Here is an 18,178-nt window from a genome sequence, read left to right on the forward strand (position 1 = left end):
GTTTTCGGTATCTTGTGTTGTTGTAGGGTGCGCTATGCGCACCTTTTTCATTGATTTTTATGATGTTATAAAGGTGCGCACAGCGCACCCTACCTATCTAAAAACCGAAAAACTTGACCGTTTGAAGTATAACATTGCCTAGAGTCCACCGATAAAACCAGCAGTTTATACACGAACTTTTTTATTGATTAGGAGTGACTATGCAAGCGAGCGATTCAGCAACCCATTCAGTACCCGTCGCAGAACTTTATGATTCTGCCGAAGGGCAGTTAGGGCCTATTTTATTTGGCGGCCATTTACATTGGGGCTTTTGGGATGCTGACAATGCCGACGATGATTTTGCCGGTGGTTCGGAAAAACTGGCGCAACTCATGATTAATAAAACAACCATCGGTCAAGATGAGCATTTTTGTGACTTAGGGTGTGGGGTAGGGCTACCGGCTATCAAACTAGCCCAAGTAAAACACTGTTATGTTGATGGCGTCACTATTAGCGGCTATCAACAACACAATGCAACCGAACGCGCGGCCGCCGCTGGCTTACAGGAACGAGTTAACTTCATTCATGCCAGTGCGTTGTCTATACCTAAGCCGGATTTAAGCTATGACGGCGGCTGGTTTTTTGAATCGATTTTTCACATGGGACATAAAGCGGCCTTGAAAGAAGCGGCTAGGGTATTAAAACCTGGCGCCACGTTATTGTTAACAGATTTACCGCTATTACCAACGGCAACTGACGATTTTAAACAGTTTGTTAAACAGCATATTCATTCCGAGTTTGTTACACAAACCGACTATCCAACGTTATTTGCTGAAGCCGGTTTCGCCTTAGTTGAATGCTGGGATATTACCGAAAACGTCATGAAGCCGTTAGTCGGAAAATTTAAGCAAGCGTTAGAGCAACATAAAGACGCGGTGGCGGCCTGTGCTGATGACAAAGCCGTCGATAACTGGGTTTATTTGTTTGAATACATGAGCGAGAATTTGGGTTATGTCTTAATCACCGCAAGAAAATTGTAAGAGAGGCTATACAACGTATCATGAGTCGCGATTGTTAATCGTACATGATGATTTTTTTCCATTCACCCTTAGGAGACTTTCGATGTTACTGACAAAAAAGCTATTGCTATTAACTTCAGCACTACTCGTTACCGGTTTGGCGTCGTCAATGACTCAGGCTAATGATTTATTTAAATACTCCCAACCGACTGGCGCTGTGACGATAACTAAAACCGATTTTCCTGATACGACTGCGTTATTACCGCCATTAAGTATTAAATGTCCGGCTGAAGGTTATGTATTAGCCCAAGCTAATGCTGGCTTGTCATTAGCACCGGTTACCGGTTTTCCGGATGTGCAAGGTGGTATTAGTTTAACCACCGATAACTCTGAGCCATTTGCTGCGGACCCTAACCATTTTTATAGCATTGTGCAAAGCTCGCAAAATGGTACGAATAACGCCGTGTTACCGGTTTTTATTGAGCGCGTCGTGCGTTGTAAACAAAACCAAATCGTCCGCTTACGCTTTGTCGCGTGGCATGAGTTTGCCGGTGACGGTAGTTCCGCGTTATCGCCGCGTATGGTGATGCAATATTTCCCAGAATAGTACGAGCAGCGCCGTTTTGGGGTAGGGTATGCAACGGTGTGTACCCTCTCTCTGTTGTTTATTAGAGTTTTATGGCGCTACTCGATACAATGCGCGTTTTTAACTTGAGTTAGTCACTATCATGGTTTGGAAACCCCATGTCACTGTTGCGGCGGTTATTGAACGCGAGCAACGTTTTTTATTGGTCGAAGAAGAAACCCCTAGCGGTATTTTATTTAACCAACCCGCCGGTCATTTAGACATGGGCGAGGATTTGTTAACCGCTGTCAAGCGTGAAGTCAACGAAGAAACCGCTTGGCACTTTACCCCTGAAGCATTACTCGGTGTACAGCTTTGGCGCAAAAATCCAGACAGCACGACTTTTTTTACGCATTTGCTTTACGGGTTCTTGTTATGATCATAATCCTGAACAGCCATTAGATACCGGCATCATCGCCACGCATTGGCTAAGCCGTGACGAAATTGCCGCGATGACCTCGCGGCTACGCAGTCCATTAGTACTGCAAGGCGTTGATGATTATTTAGCCGGTAAACGCTATCCGCTAGCGTTAGTGCAATCGTTTCTCGATTATGCCTATGTCTAAGCACATCATCGTCGGTATGTCGGGCGGGGTCGATTCGTCGGTGACTGCGTTACTATTGTTGGAGCAAGGCTATCAAGTGACCGGTTTATTCATGAAAAACTGGGAAGAAGACGATGGCACTGAATATTGCACGGCGATGCAAGATTTAGCCGATGCCGAACAAGTCTGCCAACGCTTAGGTATTCCATTAAAAACCGTCAATTTTTCCGCCGAATATTGGGACGAAGTCTTTGAAGTTTTTTTAGCGGAGTTCCAAGCTGGACGCACCCCCAATCCAGACATTCTCTGTAATAAACATGTTAAATTTAAAGCGTTTTTAAATTATGCCATTGACGACTTAGGCGCGGATTTTATCGCAACCGGTCATTATGCACGTGTCGCACAACAAGGTGAGCAGTTTGTGTTGTTAAAAGGCGTAGATCCTGGCAAAGAACAAAGTTATTTTCTCTATACGCTAGGTCAGCACGCGTTAGCGCGTACCTTATTTCCCATTGGCCATTTGCATAAAACCGAAATACGCGCACGGGCAAAACAAGCCGGGTTTGTTAATCATCAAAAAAAAAGACAGCACCGGGATTTGTTTTATCGGCGAGCGTAAATTCAAAGAGTTTTTAGCGCGTTATTTGCCCAGTCAACCCGGCGAGATGCGCACGCCAGACGGTGTTTATATTGGTCAACATCACGGTTTAATGTATTACACCTTAGGGCAGCGCCAAGGTTTAGGCATAGGCGGGGTAAAAAATGCACCCGATGAGCCGTGGTATGTGTTAGATAAAGACTTAACTAATAATGTGCTCATCGTTGGACAAGGTCACAACCATCCACTGATGCTGCATAATACCTTAGAAGCGGTAAAGTTAGATTGGTGCGACGGTAAAGAATTAACCCAAGCTAAAACGTTGCGCGGCCAAAACCCGTTATCGGCAACCTGACCAAACTTGTTTAATTACGCCTTTACCGGATAATCGTTGCCGTGTTGTCTTCGAGCAACCGCAACGTGCAATAACGCCAGGGCAATCGGTGGTGTTTTATGACCACGAACAATGCTTAGGTGGTGGAGTGATTGAGACTAAATACAATTCTTAGAAGAGCAGGGTACGCATTGGAAAACGGAGTACAAACTTGGGTTTGTACTCCGTACTGAGGTGCTTTTTATTCCAAGTTCGCGTGGCGTGAACGCATTTCCTCTTCAGCAATACCTTTCTCGTGTATGACATGAGAAATAAACGATTCTAAGAAGAATAACGTCGATAATTCAAATACCGTTCCCATTGGCATACCTTGAACTTTAGCAAATTGCTCAGGTGTGCCCATTTGCATGGTTTCGTCAGCCATGCTGCCAATTGTAGAGTTGGGTTTTGCGGTGATTAATAAAATTTGCGCGCCAACTTCTCTGGCTTTTTTAGTGAAGGCGATTAATTGCTCGGTTTCACCTGAACCTGAAATGATGATGAGTAAATCACCACGTTTAATGCTTGGCGTAACAATTTCACCCACCATGCTGACATCATAGCCGCTATGCATTAAGCGCATACCGAGAAAACGACAAATTAAACCGGAACGACCGGCGCCCGATACGAAAACTCGGTTAGCTCTATCTAACATGCGTAATAATCTTGATGGATAATCATCGCGTGTTTCGCTTAATACTGAACGAATCTTATTAACAACCATTTGTTGATGCGTGACTTTACCGTCGGCAGCGTCACGAATAGTACGCGCTGCTTCTGCCGGTGATGAAGCGCCGTAGATTGCTGCACCAACGACGATAATGTCTGCACCGGTAGCAACGACTTGCTTAACTGTTGATGCTTTAATGCCACCTGCGACTGAAATGCGCACATTTAAGCCCAAGTCTGAAATGGCTTTTAAATCTTCATACGGGGTTTGTCCTGCGGCTTGCGCATCTAAGCCGGTATGTACGCCAATAATATTTGCGCCTAATTCCGCTGCTGCTTTGGCACAGGCTAATTTATCCGGTACATTGATTAAATCGATTTGTGCTTCAGCATTATGGGCTTTAGCTGCTTTTATCACGCCTTTTATCGTTGCTAAACCTGAAACGCCTAGTACAGTACAAATATCAGCGCCCGCTGCGTAAAACGGCGTTGCTTCGTATTCGCCGGCATCCATTGTTTTTAAATCAACTAGGATAAGTTTATTAGGGAATTTGGCGCGTAGTGCTTTTACTAATTCCACACCGTTATGTTTTATGCAAGGTGTGCCAATTTCAAAAATATCAACGAAAGGCGCTGTTTGTTCAGCTAGACTCAAGGTTTGGTTAAAGTCCAGAGAATCCAGTGCTAATTGAATGAGTGGTCTTGCCATGTTTATGCTCCATATTGTTTTTATTTAAGACGTGGGACAGCCCGAAACTCTAAAACAGCTAGCGCTTGATGTCAATTTAACCGTAGTTTGGCGGCAATTCGGAATATTAATGCTTTAACCAAGATAAACGAGTCGTCAAAAAGATGAGTTACTTCATCAGCATTCGCAGACAACAGAGAGCGGAGGGCACACTTAATTTGCTTATATCGCCTAGGTGATTTTGTTTTAAATCAAAAAACTTTAATAAAACACAGTTGATTCATTGTTAACGATTTGTTAATACTCCGGCGAATTCCGGCTTGTCATGAGTGTGTTACTGCTTATTAACAATCAAGCAGGATAAAATCATGTTGTGTAGCGCTGGTGTCATATTTATTCCTAGGTTAAAATCTCACATTATTTGTGAAAATTACTTCGTAGGTGAAAGCCCTTAGCTTAAAGGTTATGGAGTAAGTTTCACTTTAAGAGTTTATAACAACTACACAAGGGGCTGCTCCGTGAACAAAGTTAAGCAACTATTCGTTGCCCTGGGCTTAATAGTGGGTGCTATTAAGACAGCGCAAGCGGACTATTCGCTAAATCTAATCAAAGGGGTCACTAAAGTCAGTAATGACGTATATGACCTACACATGCTGATACTATGGATTTGCGTTTTTATCGGTATTGGCGTATTCGGTACGATGTTTTATTCAATTTATCATCATCGTAAATCCAAAGGCCATGTTGCCGCGCAGTTCCATGAGAATACAACGGTAGAAATCATTTGGACTATTATCCCAACGCTCATATTAGTGGGCATGGCGATTCCAGCAACTAAGACCTTGTTGGAGTTAGACGATGTACAGAATTCCGATATGTCAATTAAAGTAACTGGTTGGCAATGGAAATGGGAGTATGAATACGTCGATACTGGCGTTCACTTTTTCAGTAATTTAGACGAAGCCAGCAATAAAGCTCGTCAGCTAGGTTCGGGTATCGATCCTCGTAGTGTACCTAACTATCTGCTAAACGTTGACAAGCCTTTAGTTATTCCAACCAAAAAGAAAATTCGTTTCTTATTCACGGCTGCTGACGTGTTACATTCTTGGTGGGTACCGGATTTAGGTTGGAAGAAAGATGCTATTCCAGGTTTTATCAACGAAGCGTGGACTTATGTTGAGAATCCAGGCACTTATCGTGGTCAATGTACTGAATTATGTGGTAAAGATCATGGCTTCATGCCAATTGTTGTGATTGCTATGGAGCAACCTGAGTACGATGCTTGGGTGAAAAAAGAATTAGCAGATGCTAAAAAAGGTGCGGATTTAAGTGATCAAAGCCCAGCAGATTTAATTGCTAAAGGTGAGCAAATCTACGCTAAGAACTGTTCTACTTGTCATTTACCAGATGGTAAAGGCGTACCGGGCGCATTCCCTGCGATTAGCGGAAGCGCCGTAGTTAATGGCGACATTAATGCTCAAGCTAATCTTGTGTTAAACGGTAAAGGTGCAATGCCTGCGTTTGGTAAGATGTTAAAAGCCGACGAGTTAGCACAGGTTATTACCTACACACGTAATGCTTTAGGCAATAAAGTCGGTGATGCGATTCAACCTAAAGCGATTCAAGAATTGTTGCCCAAGTCTTCAGCGCCCGCTAAACCGGCCGCCGATAAACCTAAAGCAGAAGCTGCACCGATTGCCGATATGAGCAAAGACGATTTGGTGGCATTAGGTAAAACTGTTTACGGTAGCAATTGTGTTTCTTGCCATCAAGCCGAAGGTCAAGGCAATCCGCCTATGTTCCCTGCACTTAAAGACAGTAAGGTAGTGAATGGCGACATAAATGCTCAGATTGATTTAGTATTGAATGGTAAAGCGATGATGCCTGGTTTCGGTCACAGCTTAAAAGCCGATGAGTTTGCCGCTGTAATTACCTTTACTCGTAACAGCTTAGGTAATGCAAAAAATGATATGGTACAACCGGCCACTATTCAGAAATTACAAGCTGCATTACCTGCCGAAGATGATGACGAGTAGTCACATCGTTCCATTCGTTCAGTCTTTTTAATTATTGAGGTATAAAACTATGTCTGCTGTTGTAGCTGAGCATGACGATCACCATGACCACAGTCATGATGATCATGCGCACGGCCCTGAGAAGGGTCTTTTAAGATGGATTATTACTACCAACCATAAAGACATTGGTACGTTGTACTTAGTGTTTGCATTAGCCATGTTTTTTGTCGGCGGTATTATGGCGATGGTTATCCGGGCTGAATTATTTGAGCCGGGTATGCAATTCGTTAATCCGCAGTTCTTTAACTCGATGACGACGATGCATGCGTTAGTTATGGTATTCGGCGCAGTTATGCCGGGTTTTGTGGGTTTAGCTAACTGGATGGTGCCTATGATGATAGGTGCGCCCGATATGGCTTTGCCACGTATGAATAACATGAGCTTCTGGGTATTAGTGGCCGGTGTGTTGTTATTAGCCAGTACTTTATTCATGGAAGGTGGTGCGCCTGCGAGTGGTTGGACGTTGTATCCGCCATTAGTATTACAAACAGGTAAAGCGTTACCTTTTGCAATTTTCTCAGTGCATTTACTGGGTATTTCATCGATTATGGGCGCGATTAACATTATCGCGACTATTTTCAATATGCGCGCACCCGGTATGACCTTAATGAAAATGCCATTGTTCGTATGGACCTGGTTAATCACAGCGTTTTTATTAATCGCTGTTATGCCTGTGTTTGCCGGTGCGGTGACTATGTTGTTAACAGACCGCTTCTTTGGCACGAGCTTTTTCGATGCTGCTGGTGGCGGTGACCCTGTGTTGTATCAGCATATTTTCTGGTTCTTCGGTCATCCAGAAGTGTATATCATGATTCTGCCAACGTTCGGCGTGGCATCGACTATTATTCCTGTATTTGCGCGCAAGCCGTTGTTCGGTTATAGCTCAATGGTTTATGCGACGGCATCAATCGCTTTTCTTTCGTTCATCGTTTGGGCGCACCACATGTTTACAGTGGGTATGCCTATGGCGGGTGAGTTGTACTTTATGTATGCGACGATGTTAATTGCGATTCCTACTGGCGTTAAGGTCTTTAACTGGACGGCAACGATGTGGAAAGGCGCTATGACATTTGAAACACCGATGTTGTTCGCCATTTCGTTCGTCGTGTTATTTACTTTAGGTGGATTTACCGGTTTGATGATGTCTATTGCACCATCAGACTTTCAATATCACGACACGTATTTTATTGTTGCGCACTTTCACTATACGTTAGTACCAGCATCGGTCTTTATTTTAATGGCTGCAGGTTATTTCTGGTTGCCAAAATGGACCGGTCATATGTATAACGAAAAAATCGGTCAATTACACTTTTGGTTATCAGCCGTATCGGTCAATATCTTATTCTTCCCTCAGCATTTCTTGGGCCTTGCGGGTATGCCACGCAGAATTCCAGATTATGCCGTACAGTTTGCTGATTGGAATATGATTTCTAGTATTGGCGGTTTCTTGTTTGGCGCTAGCCAGTTACTGTTCTTGTATATTGTCATTGATACTATTCGCGGTGGTACTGGCGAAAAAGTGACAGATGAAGTGTGGGAAGATGCACATAAACACAGCTTAGAGTGGACATTGCCATCTCCAGCGCCTTATCACACATTTACGACGCCACCGGAAGTGATTCCTACTGAGCACTTCTAAAATGTGAGAGATGCGCTCGTTTTGAGCGCATTTAAAAGATATAAAATGCGCTCAAATGAGCGCATTTAGGCTTACTATGAATATAAAGACAAAAAATATCTTAACTGCAGTATTACTTGCCGCGATTGCGATTGGGATTTATGTGTTTGCGGTAATAAAAGCATTAGCGCAATGAACGAAGACATTAAGCAGAAAAATGCAAAAATAGTTAGAAACTTATTGTTCATTGTTGTCGGTATGTTTGGTTTCGGCTATGCGTTAGTGCCTATCTATAACGTATTATGCGAAGTAACCGGGCTAAACGGCAAAGTAAGTGCTACAGCAGTAAAAGAGCAAGTTTATCCGGTTGATGAAACTCGAGAAATAACCGTTGAGTTTATAACGTCATTAAACGAATCTGCCCTATGGTGTTTAGGGCTGAAACGCAAAAGCTTAAAATTCATCCAGGCGCGTATTACACGGTTAATTTTTATGCTGAAAATAAAACGGATAAACCAATGGTTGCACAAGCTATTCCTAGTATTTCTCCAGGGTTGGCGGCTGAATATTTTAACAAGACCGAGTGTTTTTGTTTTACTGAGCAGACATTTAAACCTAGAGAAGGTAAGCTGATGCCGGTGCGATTTGTAGTGAAACCTGATTTACCTGAGCAGTATAAAACGATTACGCTTGCTTATACATTTTTCGATAAAACTAAAACACAGTAAAAGGACGGAGATATGTCTGCTAACGCAACTTACTATATACCCCATAAGGCTACATGGCCGGTACTAGCGACTATAGGGCTAACGACATTATTAGCCGGTTTCGCGAATTATTTAAACGGCTCAACGATTGGGTCTACTATGATGATTATAGGTTTGGCTATTTTCATCGTGATGTTGACAGGTTGGTTTACTTTACAAGCTACCGAAAGTGAATCTGGCATGTACAGCCATCAGGTCGGTATTTCTTTCCGTATGGGCATGATGTGGTTTATTTTTTCTGAGGTCATGTTTTTTGCCGTGTTTTTTGGTTCGCTTTGGTATACCAGAAATTTATCTGTGCCTTGGTTAGGCGGTGAAGGTATTGGCGCGGCTACTAAAGAATTTTTATGGCCTAGTTTTGAAGCCGTATGGCCTACAAATGGTCCAGGCAAATTAATTGATGGTAAACCCACGGCAGATGGCACGTTTGAACCGATGTCAGCATGGGGCTTGCCGTTGTTAAACACGTTATTATTATTAAGCAGTGGCGTGACTTGTACTTGGGCGCATCACGGTTTGCTGGCAGGTAAACGTGAGCAATTAATCAAAGGTTTGATTGCTACGGTAACATTAGGCTTTTTATTCGTATTATGCCAAGCGACAGAATATCACGAAGCCTATACCGAAATGGGTTTAACCTTAGGTTCTGGTATTTACGGTTCAACATTTTTTATGTTAACAGGCTTTCATGGTTTCCACGTTTGCGTCGGTGCGATTATATTAAGCGTGGTGTTATTCCGCAGTTTGAAAGGCCATTTTTCACCTGAGAACCATTTTGCGTTTGAGGCAGCCGCATGGTATTGGCACTTTGTTGACGTAGTTTGGTTAGGCTTGTTTATTTTTGTTTATATCATGTAAACACAAATACAACCCTATAAAAAAGCGTTGTCATCGACAACGCTTTTTTTTTTGTTTATTGATTCGGTTCGGTCAACGCGTGTTTTTTTGTGTATATTTGCATACCTATACCATGCGGTTGCAATAAGCCGGTCTTCATCGCTAGCACTATGAATATGAACAACAGCACCGATAAACTGATACGAATAGTTAATGCTTTTAAAATTTTTGCCGATTGTTGCGCATCGTTGTTTTTGGATAACTTGTATAGAGCATAGGCAAGACTGGCGACTATGGTAATAAAAACCGCAATGGCGATAAGCTTGATAATCATGTTTAGAGCCTTAATATGTTTCAATCCACATTCGACCCCATCTGTCGAATGACAAGGCCATCGACAGATGGGGTCGATGGTTTGCCTCGACGTCAACGACGAGGTTATTTTGAAGGATAACGATGCTAAGGCATGATTGTCAACTTTTACCCTACCTCCTTATCAAACCAGCAAGTGAGGTTGATAAATCCGGTTATTTTGAATGAATCGTATAGACTAACCAATGACTTTATCAGCGTTCAAGGATTATGGGTAACAGATTTTTAATTTGGCTGGCTTATCTTATTTTAAGCTTTATTTTATTAAGTTTAAGCCATTGGCAATGGCGGCGTGCGGATGAAAAAACGGTATTGCTTGCAACCGAAGCAAGCGCGGCACAACAAGCTCCTGTTAATATTACTGAGCTTATCAATCATGGTTTAGATTCAATCCGTTACCGTGCCGTCCGATTATCAGGCCACTATGATACTGAGCATCAGTTTTTGCTTGATAATCAGATTGTTAACGGTAAAGCGGGGTATTTTGTGTTAACCCCGTTTATCATTAAAGGCTTAGATAAAGCGGTTTTAGTGAATCGCGGTTGGATACCCTTGACCGCCTCAAGAGCCCTATTACCTGATGTCAAGTTTCAGGCTAAGCAATATGACAGTATTGAGGGTAGGGTTAATTATTTTCCTAGTATTGGTATTGAATTAAGCGATGCGGCTAAGCCCTCTGAGCATTGGCCAGCTTTGGTGCAAGTCGTGCATAGCGAGCTATTATCCGCTAAGCTTGGCTATTCTTTACTGCCTGTTCAGATTGAATTAACGTCATTACAGCCTAACGGTTATGTTAGGCAATGGCGTATGACAACGTTGTTAAGCCCAGAACAACATATTGCTTATTCGTTACAATGGTTGGGGCTAGCGCTCACATTAACGGTTTTATTTGCTTGGTACTCTTTCAAATCTCATTATGGTCGATCAACAAAAAAAGAATAGGCTATTTATCATCGCGATATTTGCTTTGTCTATCATCCCTGTGTTGGGTGCTTGGTTTTTATACCTGCATCCTGCTTGGTTTAGCGCACAAACCAATTATGGTCAATTAGTAACGCCTGCTATTCCTAGCGAATATGACGATTATCTAGGGTTTGATGCATTTTCCGAGCAAAACTTAGCTGAACTGAAACGACATTGGCTATTGGTCAATGTGATAAATAAGACGAGTTGTTCAGCGCAATGTTTAGACGCGATATTAAAAACCCGCCAGATTAGATTGATGCTAAACAAAGACTTGTCACGCACACGCAGAGTTGTACTGATAACAGAGTCATTGCCGGAGCAGAGCGCACAACAGTTGTGGCTAAAAGATTCTGTGCTATGGCGGCTTAGGCAAGCTGAGCATGGCGGTGATCAGGCGTTGTTGCAGCAATTATTAAACCCAGACCAATCGGTCGATGAGGCGTTATTAACCCGGCTACAAGTGAGTCCTAATGAATTGAACGCACCGACTACCGATTTAATTCGAGTTAAACCCAGTAGTAAGTTAATGAATAGCATGAGCACATTACTAAATGCTCAGCAGCAAGATGGCCTGTTGTTGTTAATTGACCCAGTAGGCAATATTATGATGACTTACCCGGCTGGGTTTGACCCTTATAAAGTTAAAAACGATTTAATGCATTTACTTAGAATTTCTCAAATTGGATAAAAATAATAACAATGTATAAAAAGCTCACGCTCACCAGCGTTATTGTTGCCGCCGTAGTCGCTATGGTGGCGGTTATGCTGCGTATATCTGGAACGGTGTCTATATGTCCTGATTGGCCGACCTGTTTTGGCCAACTATTACCGCTTGATATGGCGCAGTTTGAACAGCTACTGGCTGAAAAAATTTCCAGGCTCAGCACCTAGTTTTCTTCATGTCGTTGAAGTGATGGGGTTTAGATTTTTACAAGCGCTACTCGCGTTGCTGGTGTTTAGCGCTTTGTTAGTCGGTTGGTGGCAAAAAGCGCTAACGTCTGGCTCAGTCATCATAGGCATTTTAGCGCTAGGTTGTTTAGGTGCTGATATTTATTTAGGTCATTTGCTGATTAACGAATTGCAATTGCCCGTGCTTAATGCCGCTTTTGAATTGTTCGCGATGATAGCGTTTTGGTTGTTGTTTTATTTGAATTTACAAAGCCAACCGACTATCGCTAGAGAGGATAAATCCAGCATCGCGTTACCTTTATTTACATTGTTTGTTTGGTATGTGCAAATCAAAACAGGGGTTTGGGTTAGCGTAACGGGTGCGGAGAGTTCGTGTAATGGTTTTCCGCTATGCAATAACCAGCTATGGCCAGAGGCGGATTATGCTTCGGTATTAAACCCGTATTATTGGCTAAGTGAAGGTATTTATAAGCCGTTAACATTAGCGCAACAAACCGCTATGGCTTGGCTACATAGGCTGCTAGCCATTTTTTGTAGCGTTATGGTGTTAGTACAGGCAATACTTGGCTTGCGTAGTGCGATTAAGCCCTTGCGGCAAGCAGGGCTATGGTTGCTGTTATTTCTAAGCTTAAGTTTAGCCAGTGGCGTTGCGCACGTGTTTTATTCCGGCTTATTCATCTTGGCGGTTGCGCATAATGTGTTGGCAAGCTTAACCCTATTGCCTTTATTAAATACGGTATTTTACCTGCGCAACCAAGAGTTACCGGCATCATGGCTAGGTATAGCAGAGCAGTTATTAGATTCGGCTGACGTTGAAGAACCGCTTGAGGAAACGTTATTAGCGCCAGAACCTGAGCCAGCGCTGTCGTCTGACTCATTGTTTAAGCGTTTAAAATCGCAATTACAAAAAACCCGTAGTGGTTTAGGTAATGTCTTGGCGAATTTAACGACTAAAAAAAGACGAAAATGAGCTATTAGATGAGTTAGAAGCTAATCTCATAATGGCCGATTTAGGCATACAAGTTGCGACAGATATTATCCAACGTTTAAAGCAGCTGTTAACCAAAGACCAATTAACGGACGCCGAACTGTTAAAACATACGCTAAAGCAAGAGTTACTTTCTATCTTAATACCTTGTAGCCAGCCTTTAGTGATTCCTAACAGCGATAAGCCTTTTGTGATTTTAGTCGTCGGTGTGAACGGTGTCGGTAAAACAACGACGATAGGCAAATTAGCTAAACGCCTACAAAACCAAGGTCATTCAGTAATGTTAGCCGCAGGCGATACGTTTAGAGCGGCTGCGGTTGAGCAATTGCAAACCTGGGGTGAGCGTAATAATGTGCTGGTGATTGCCCAGCAAACGGGCGCTGATTCAGCCTCGGTTATTTTTGATGGTTTGCAGTCTGCTCAAGCCAAAGGTATTGATGTGTTAATTGCCGATACCGCAGGACGATTACATACTAAATCTAATTTAATGGATGAGTTGAAAAAAGTTAAGCGCATCATGAATAAGCTGGATGAAACCGCGCCACATGAGGTGTTGTTAGTGCTTGATGCTGGGACAGGACAAAACGCATTAAGCCAAGCGAGAATTTTTAATGAGGCGATTGGTTTAACCGGTTTAGCGTTAACTAAACTCGATGGTACGGCGAAAGGTGGCGTCATTTTTGCGTTGGCTGGACAGACTGGAATTCCGATTCGTTTTATTGGTATCGGTGAAGGCATTGATGATTTACAAGATTTTAATGCAGAGGCCTTTGTGGACGCCCTGTTTGAACGCGACTAAACATCATGGCTTATAGTTTCTAGGTTAACGTCATGCTTAAATTTGAAAATGTTACTAAACGTTATGCTGAAACCGGCGATGTGTTGCGCAATGTCAGCTTTCATTTACATCATGGTGAATTAGCGTTTCTGACCGGTCATTCAGGTGCAGGTAAAAGCACGTTATTGAAATTAATCGCTGTGATAGAGCGTTGTAATCGTGGCGCTATCTGGCTAGATGGTGAAAATTTGAGTGCCGCTAAAGAAAGCCAGATACCTTATTTACGCAGGAAAATGGGTTTTATTTATCAAGACTATAAGTTATTAAAAGATCGTACTGTTTTTGATAACGTTGCCCTGCCGTTGGTTATTGCTGGTTATGGTCATCAAGAGATTTCTCGTAGGGTTAGGGCTGCGTTAGAGAAAGTCGGTTTATCAGGTAAGGAAAAAAAATACCCTATGGCTTTGTCAGGCGGAGAGCAGCAGCGCGTAGGTATTGCTAGAGCTGTGGTGAATAAGCCGCCATTGATTATTGCTGATGAGCCTACCGGTAATTTAGACCCTGAATTAGCGTCAGAAATAATGCGTTTATTTGAAAGTTTTCAACAAGTGGGTGTTACTGTGTTAATTGCCTCGCACGATATTTCATTAATTTCTAAAATGAATCATAGAGTTTTAAAACTCGATCATGGGCAGTTGATATTAGGTTGAGCAATGAAACGTATTCCTAAGCGCTCGCAAACTCGAGAAGGTCGTAATTCTTCACGTTACACTGGCGTGGCGCGCGCCGATTTTAAACGCACGTTGAAGCCAGGAGGACTAATCGTCGATAAGCTTAAGGCTTATCGCGACTTGCATGCCCATGCGTTGTTTTCTAGTTTAGGGAGATTAGTCGCGTCACCGTTTAATTCAATTATGACGATTGCTGTTTTGGCTATTGCGATTGCGTTAGCGAGTGGTTTTTATTTAATTATGAAAAATTTTAATCAGCTAGCGGGCAATTTAGAAACCACCGCGCAAATTTCGTTGTTTTTGGAAGACGGGGTTTCTGAGACAGAAGCTAAGCATTATGCTGAAGCCATCGGACGTAACCCAGACGTGCGTGAGGTCAAACTAATCTCCAGAGAACAAGCCATGGCGGAATTTAAAACCCATTCGGGTTTTGGTAATGCCATTAGCGTGTTGAAAACAAACCCATTGCCTGTGGTATTGCAAGTGCTACCTAGAGGGGGATTAGAAGATAAGCAAAAGCTAGAACGGTTATTGCAAACCTTTCGTACCGAGCCTTATGTCGATATTGCACAATTGGATTTGCAATGGGTGGAGCGCTTGCATTCTATTTTAGCGGTCTCGCAACATGCGGCAGCCTTAATGAATACCTTGTTAGCATGTGCGGTTTTGTTTATTGCAGGTAATACGATACGGCTAGAACTACATAATCGCCGCGAAGAAGTCATTATTGCTCGCTTAGTCGGCGCGACGCGCAGTTTCATTCAACGGCCTTTTTTATATACTGGTTTTTGGATAGGTTTTATCTCCGGTATTGTCGCTTGGTTTATTGTGACGGTAATGATGTTAATCTTAAGACAGTCAGTAGAAAAATTATCCAGTCTTTACAATGACTTTTTTCATTTGTTATTTTTCGATTTTTCTGAAACCTTATTGTTAATTTTAACGGCATCGGCATTAGGCGTTGTCGGCTCTTGGGTCTCATTACAGTTTTTGTTACAAGAAGCTAAACTCGAATAAAATTATTAGCACTCTTTTCTATAGAGTGCTAAAATCCCCTCATGTTATTTATTAAGGGGATGACAATGAGCAACGCATTAGCTTTACCTGTTAATTTATCAATTGGAACATTTGATGCTTACTTAAATTTAGTTAAGCAAATGCCCAAGCTAACCGCCGAGCAAGAACGAGATTTAACCCTACGTTATAGAAACTACGGCGACTTAGATGCCGCACGCGAATTAGTTATGACTAATTTGCGCTTTGTTGTACATGTGGCAAGAGGCTATAGTGGTTATGGTTTATCCATGCCGGACATTATCCAAGAGGGCAATGTTGGATTAATGAAAGCGGTTAAGCGCTTTGACCCCGACATGGGGGTACGCTTAGTCAGCTTTGCGGTGCATTGGATTAAAGCTGAAATTCATGAGTATGTTATAAAAAACTGGGCTATTGTTAAGATTGCGACAACTAAAGCTCAGCGTAAATTATTTTTTAATTTACGCAAATCTAAGGGTGATATTAATTGGTTGACACGCGATGAAGCGAGTGCAATCGCGAAGGATTTAGACGTCGAAGTCGATACGGTTTATGAAATGGAAAAACGTCTAAGCAGCAAAGACGTGTCGTTTGATTTGCCCACCGATGAAAATGACGATGATAGTACATTTGCGCCGTCTACTTACTTGCAGCAACATGGTACTGACCCGGCGGTATTGTTAGAAGATGCCGAATGGGATGGTCGTGAACAGACGTTGTTAACTGAGGCTATCGCTCAGTTAGATGAGCGCAGTCAAGATATTCTTGCTAGTCGTTGGTTAGCCGATAAAAAAGCAACATTGCATGAGTTGGCAGAACGTCACAATGTATCGGCGGAAAGAATCAGGCAGCTGGAACAAAATGCTATGAAAAAACTACGCGCAGCGGTTGAATTTGCTGCGTAAGTAAAAATAAAAGGCTTGACGGTTCTCGTTAAGCCTTTTTTATTGGTTATGGTAACGGTGTTAGTAATCCTAATAACATCTGCGCCTGTTCAGCTGCTTCATGCCCCATCGGTGTTAAATAGCCTCCGTCAGCTTGTGTGATTAAGCCTTTATTATATAAGCGCTGTGCGGCTGCGATAAGTGAAGGATCTGCACTAGAATGATGGATTTTGATGCCTGTTAGTGTTGTGTCTAAGTTATAACGCATTAAAAATATTTAATTCTTCTAGGATATCTTGGTTATAAAGCATGCTTACCTCTTGGTTTTTGTGTTTAAGTAAGAGGATAGCATAAACGAATTATCATCATGCTGTAATGACTTCCGAATATCTGAATAGTTATTAATAAGCGACACGGCTCGCTTGCCTAGCAAAGTTTTTGACGGATTAACTCTATGAGATTGTTTTACTTGACTTTTGTCATTTAACCTTAATAGATTCGTCATTAAACTGACACGTTGCATAACTATTCTGTCTAGCTATACATCTTGAAAAACATGGAAAACTATGAAAAATCCTACTGCAGAACTACCTGTTAAAACAGCTAAGCGCCTGGAATGTTTTATTACCGATTCAAGGGACTTAATTATCGAAGCGCAAAAATTACGTTATCGCGTGTTTGCCGAAGAAATGGGCGCAAAATTAAAATCCGAGTCAGCCGGGTTAGATTATGACGAGGTGGATGACTATTGTGAGCATTTAATCGTCTATGATAATGTACATGGCAGGATAGTGGGTTATACGCGCTTATTAACTCAGCCACAAGCCGAGGTGTTAGGGCGTTTTTTATTCGCAGGGAGAATTTAATTTAGATAAGGTGCTTGCGTTGCCAGGTCGTTTTCTGGAGATAGGTCGTACCTGCGTAGCACCTGACTATCGCGGTGGTACGGTATTAACCGTTTTATGGTCGGCGTTAGTTGAATATGCGTTAACAAACGGGTTTAATTATTTGTTAGGATGTGCCAGTATTACACCTGGGCCAAGCGGTTTTGCTATTGATGCTGTGTATAGAAACATTGATGCAAAAAACATCGCGCCGGCTAGTTTGCAAGTAACCCCCAATATACCTGTGCCTATGGCGCTACGCTGCGATAGAGACGAATCAGGCATACCACCGTTATTAAAAGCGTATTTGCGTTTTGGTGCGTTAATATGCGGCGAGCCTTGTTGGGATAAGGATTTTAATTGTATGGATTTGTTTGTACTATTGCCGTTGGCGCAAGTAGAACAACGCTATAGCAAACATTATATGAAGAATTATCAGTGTGCGAATGAAATTGAAACTGCGGTTGTTGCTTAAATTATGTTTGGTCATAGGATGTATAGGGACCAGTTTTGTCTTAACAGTCATTATGTATCCGGTGATGGGGGCTGTTTTTAGCGCTAGTAAAGCGAGGATTTATCAAGGACGCTATAAGCGGCTTTGGTTTAAAAGTTTTAGTCGCGCGTTGAATTTACGCGTTAACATTGACGGTGCCTTGCCTAAACAAGCTGTTTTAATGGTAAGCAATCATGTTTCATGGCTAGATATTGTCGTTATTGGTCAGTTGTTACCGGGTTATTTTGTCGCTAAAAATGATATTTTAAATTGGCCTGTTATTGGGTTAATTGCTCAGAAGGCAGGAACAATTTTTATCCGTCGAGGCGATAAAAGCCATATTAT

The 18,178-nt window shown here is 42.3% G+C and carries 20 protein-coding genes and 2 pseudogenes; 19 read left to right on the forward strand and 3 right to left on the reverse strand.

Translation table 11 applies throughout. The annotated features are described in order from the left end of the window. Positions 1 to 200 precede the first annotated feature (200 nt). The 4 genes and pseudogenes from VZ94_RS01380 to mnmA all read left to right on the forward strand — a co-directional run bounded on the left by VZ94_RS01380 (position 201) and on the right by mnmA (position 3,275). A complete protein-coding gene (locus VZ94_RS01380; protein ID WP_045777863.1) occupies positions 201 to 1,019 on the forward strand; it encodes an SAM-dependent methyltransferase in 819 nt (272 codons plus the stop codon). An 82-nt stretch (positions 1,020 to 1,101) separates the two neighbouring features. After that, a complete protein-coding gene (locus VZ94_RS01385) occupies positions 1,102 to 1,605 on the forward strand; it encodes a hypothetical protein (RefSeq protein ID WP_045777864.1) in 504 nt (167 codons plus the stop codon). Positions 1,606 to 1,726: 121 nt separating this feature from the next. After that, the gene (locus VZ94_RS31415) at positions 1,727 to 2,002 is read left to right on the forward strand and encodes an NUDIX domain-containing protein (RefSeq protein WP_338040182.1); all 276 of its coding nucleotides are present in this window, start codon (positions 1,727 to 1,729) and stop codon (positions 2,000 to 2,002) included. Positions 2,003 to 2,181: 179 nt separating this feature from the next. Next, a pseudogene (mnmA, locus tag VZ94_RS31420) lies at positions 2,182 to 3,275 on the forward strand (tRNA 2-thiouridine(34) synthase MnmA). Between the two features lie 66 nt (positions 3,276 to 3,341). Here the strand turns inward: mnmA and hxlAB are convergent. Next, positions 3,342 to 4,517, reverse strand: coding sequence for a bifunctional 3-hexulose-6-phosphate synthase/6-phospho-3-hexuloisomerase (gene hxlAB / locus VZ94_RS01400; RefSeq protein ID WP_045777865.1), 1,176 nt, complete (start codon positions 4,515 to 4,517; stop codon positions 3,342 to 3,344). Between the two features lie 497 nt (positions 4,518 to 5,014). Between hxlAB and coxB the strand changes: the two genes are divergently transcribed. The 4 genes and pseudogenes from coxB (at position 5,015) to VZ94_RS01420 (ending at position 9,814) form a co-directional block, all read left to right on the forward strand. After that, the gene (gene coxB / locus VZ94_RS01405) at positions 5,015 to 6,532 is read left to right on the forward strand and encodes a cytochrome c oxidase subunit II (RefSeq protein WP_045777866.1); all 1,518 of its coding nucleotides are present in this window, start codon (positions 5,015 to 5,017) and stop codon (positions 6,530 to 6,532) included. A gap of 49 nt (positions 6,533 to 6,581) precedes the next feature. After that, complete coding sequence (gene ctaD / locus VZ94_RS01410; RefSeq protein WP_045777867.1) at positions 6,582 to 8,210, forward strand: cytochrome c oxidase subunit I; 1,629 nt, start codon at positions 6,582 to 6,584, stop codon at positions 8,208 to 8,210. A gap of 171 nt (positions 8,211 to 8,381) precedes the next feature. Continuing rightward, a pseudogene (locus VZ94_RS01415) lies at positions 8,382 to 8,917 on the forward strand (cytochrome c oxidase assembly protein). A gap of 12 nt (positions 8,918 to 8,929) precedes the next feature. After that, on the forward strand, positions 8,930 to 9,814 hold the full coding sequence (locus tag VZ94_RS01420) for a cytochrome c oxidase subunit 3 (protein WP_045777868.1): 885 nt from the start codon (positions 8,930 to 8,932) through the stop codon (positions 9,812 to 9,814). 55 nt (positions 9,815 to 9,869) lie between these two features. Here the strand turns inward: VZ94_RS01420 and VZ94_RS01425 are convergent, their stop codons facing one another. Further along, positions 9,870 to 10,127, reverse strand: coding sequence for a DUF2909 domain-containing protein (locus tag VZ94_RS01425; protein WP_045777869.1), 258 nt, complete (start codon positions 10,125 to 10,127; stop codon positions 9,870 to 9,872). Between the two features lie 248 nt (positions 10,128 to 10,375). On the opposite strand from VZ94_RS01425, the gene VZ94_RS01430 reads away from it, so the two are divergent. The 8 genes from VZ94_RS01430 (at position 10,376) to rpoH (ending at position 16,477) form a co-directional block, all read left to right on the forward strand. After that, positions 10,376 to 11,107, forward strand: coding sequence for an SURF1 family protein (locus VZ94_RS01430; RefSeq protein ID WP_045777870.1), 732 nt, complete (start codon positions 10,376 to 10,378; stop codon positions 11,105 to 11,107). Continuing rightward, positions 11,082 to 11,819: a redox-active disulfide-containing membrane protein gene (locus VZ94_RS01435; protein ID WP_045777871.1), complete on the forward strand. Its 738-nt coding sequence runs from the start codon at positions 11,082 to 11,084 to the stop codon at positions 11,817 to 11,819. Before VZ94_RS01430 ends, VZ94_RS01435 begins: the two co-directional genes overlap by 26 nt. Positions 11,820 to 11,830: 11 nt before the next feature. Beyond that, positions 11,831 to 12,022, forward strand: coding sequence for a hypothetical protein (locus tag VZ94_RS31425; RefSeq protein WP_045777872.1), 192 nt, complete (start codon positions 11,831 to 11,833; stop codon positions 12,020 to 12,022). Next, the gene (locus VZ94_RS31430; RefSeq protein ID WP_338040183.1) at positions 11,979 to 13,010 is read left to right on the forward strand and encodes a COX15/CtaA family protein; all 1,032 of its coding nucleotides are present in this window, start codon (positions 11,979 to 11,981) and stop codon (positions 13,008 to 13,010) included. The genes VZ94_RS31425 and VZ94_RS31430 overlap by 44 nt, the downstream gene beginning before the upstream one ends. Positions 13,011 to 13,041: 31 nt before the next feature. Beyond that, the gene (gene ftsY, locus VZ94_RS31435; RefSeq protein ID WP_338040184.1) at positions 13,042 to 13,827 is read left to right on the forward strand and encodes a signal recognition particle-docking protein FtsY; all 786 of its coding nucleotides are present in this window, start codon (positions 13,042 to 13,044) and stop codon (positions 13,825 to 13,827) included. A gap of 32 nt (positions 13,828 to 13,859) precedes the next feature. Beyond that, positions 13,860 to 14,516, forward strand: coding sequence for a cell division ATP-binding protein FtsE (gene ftsE / locus VZ94_RS01450; RefSeq protein ID WP_045777873.1), 657 nt, complete (start codon positions 13,860 to 13,862; stop codon positions 14,514 to 14,516). A gap of 3 nt (positions 14,517 to 14,519) precedes the next feature. Further along, positions 14,520 to 15,554: a permease-like cell division protein FtsX gene (gene ftsX / locus VZ94_RS01455; protein ID WP_082081284.1), complete on the forward strand. Its 1,035-nt coding sequence runs from the start codon at positions 14,520 to 14,522 to the stop codon at positions 15,552 to 15,554. A 65-nt stretch (positions 15,555 to 15,619) separates the two neighbouring features. Beyond that, positions 15,620 to 16,477, forward strand: a complete 858-nt coding sequence (gene rpoH / locus VZ94_RS01460) for an RNA polymerase sigma factor RpoH (protein ID WP_045777874.1) — start codon at positions 15,620 to 15,622, stop codon at positions 16,475 to 16,477. Positions 16,478 to 16,523: 46 nt separating this feature from the next. Here the strand turns inward: rpoH and VZ94_RS01465 are convergent, their stop codons facing one another. Further along, the gene (locus tag VZ94_RS01465; protein WP_338040185.1) at positions 16,524 to 16,724 is read right to left on the reverse strand and encodes a TIGR02647 family protein; all 201 of its coding nucleotides are present in this window, start codon (positions 16,722 to 16,724) and stop codon (positions 16,524 to 16,526) included. A gap of 298 nt (positions 16,725 to 17,022) precedes the next feature. On the opposite strand from VZ94_RS01465, the gene VZ94_RS30055 reads away from it, so the two are divergent. The 3 genes from VZ94_RS30055 to VZ94_RS01475 all read left to right on the forward strand — a co-directional run. Then, positions 17,023 to 17,322: a GNAT family N-acetyltransferase gene (locus VZ94_RS30055; RefSeq protein WP_275575099.1), complete on the forward strand. Its 300-nt coding sequence runs from the start codon at positions 17,023 to 17,025 to the stop codon at positions 17,320 to 17,322. A 19-nt stretch (positions 17,323 to 17,341) separates the two neighbouring features. Further along, a complete protein-coding gene (locus VZ94_RS01470) occupies positions 17,342 to 17,815 on the forward strand; it encodes a GNAT family N-acetyltransferase (protein ID WP_275575100.1) in 474 nt (157 codons plus the stop codon). Then, positions 17,787 to 18,178 (forward strand): lysophospholipid acyltransferase family protein (locus tag VZ94_RS01475; protein ID WP_045777876.1); only part of this gene is annotated, 392 nt, incomplete at its 3' end. The genes VZ94_RS01470 and VZ94_RS01475, both read left to right, overlap by 29 nt.

The organism is Methylocucumis oryzae, assembly GCF_000963695.1.
Taxonomy (GTDB): domain Bacteria; phylum Pseudomonadota; class Gammaproteobacteria; order Methylococcales; family Methylomonadaceae; genus Methylovulum; species Methylovulum oryzae.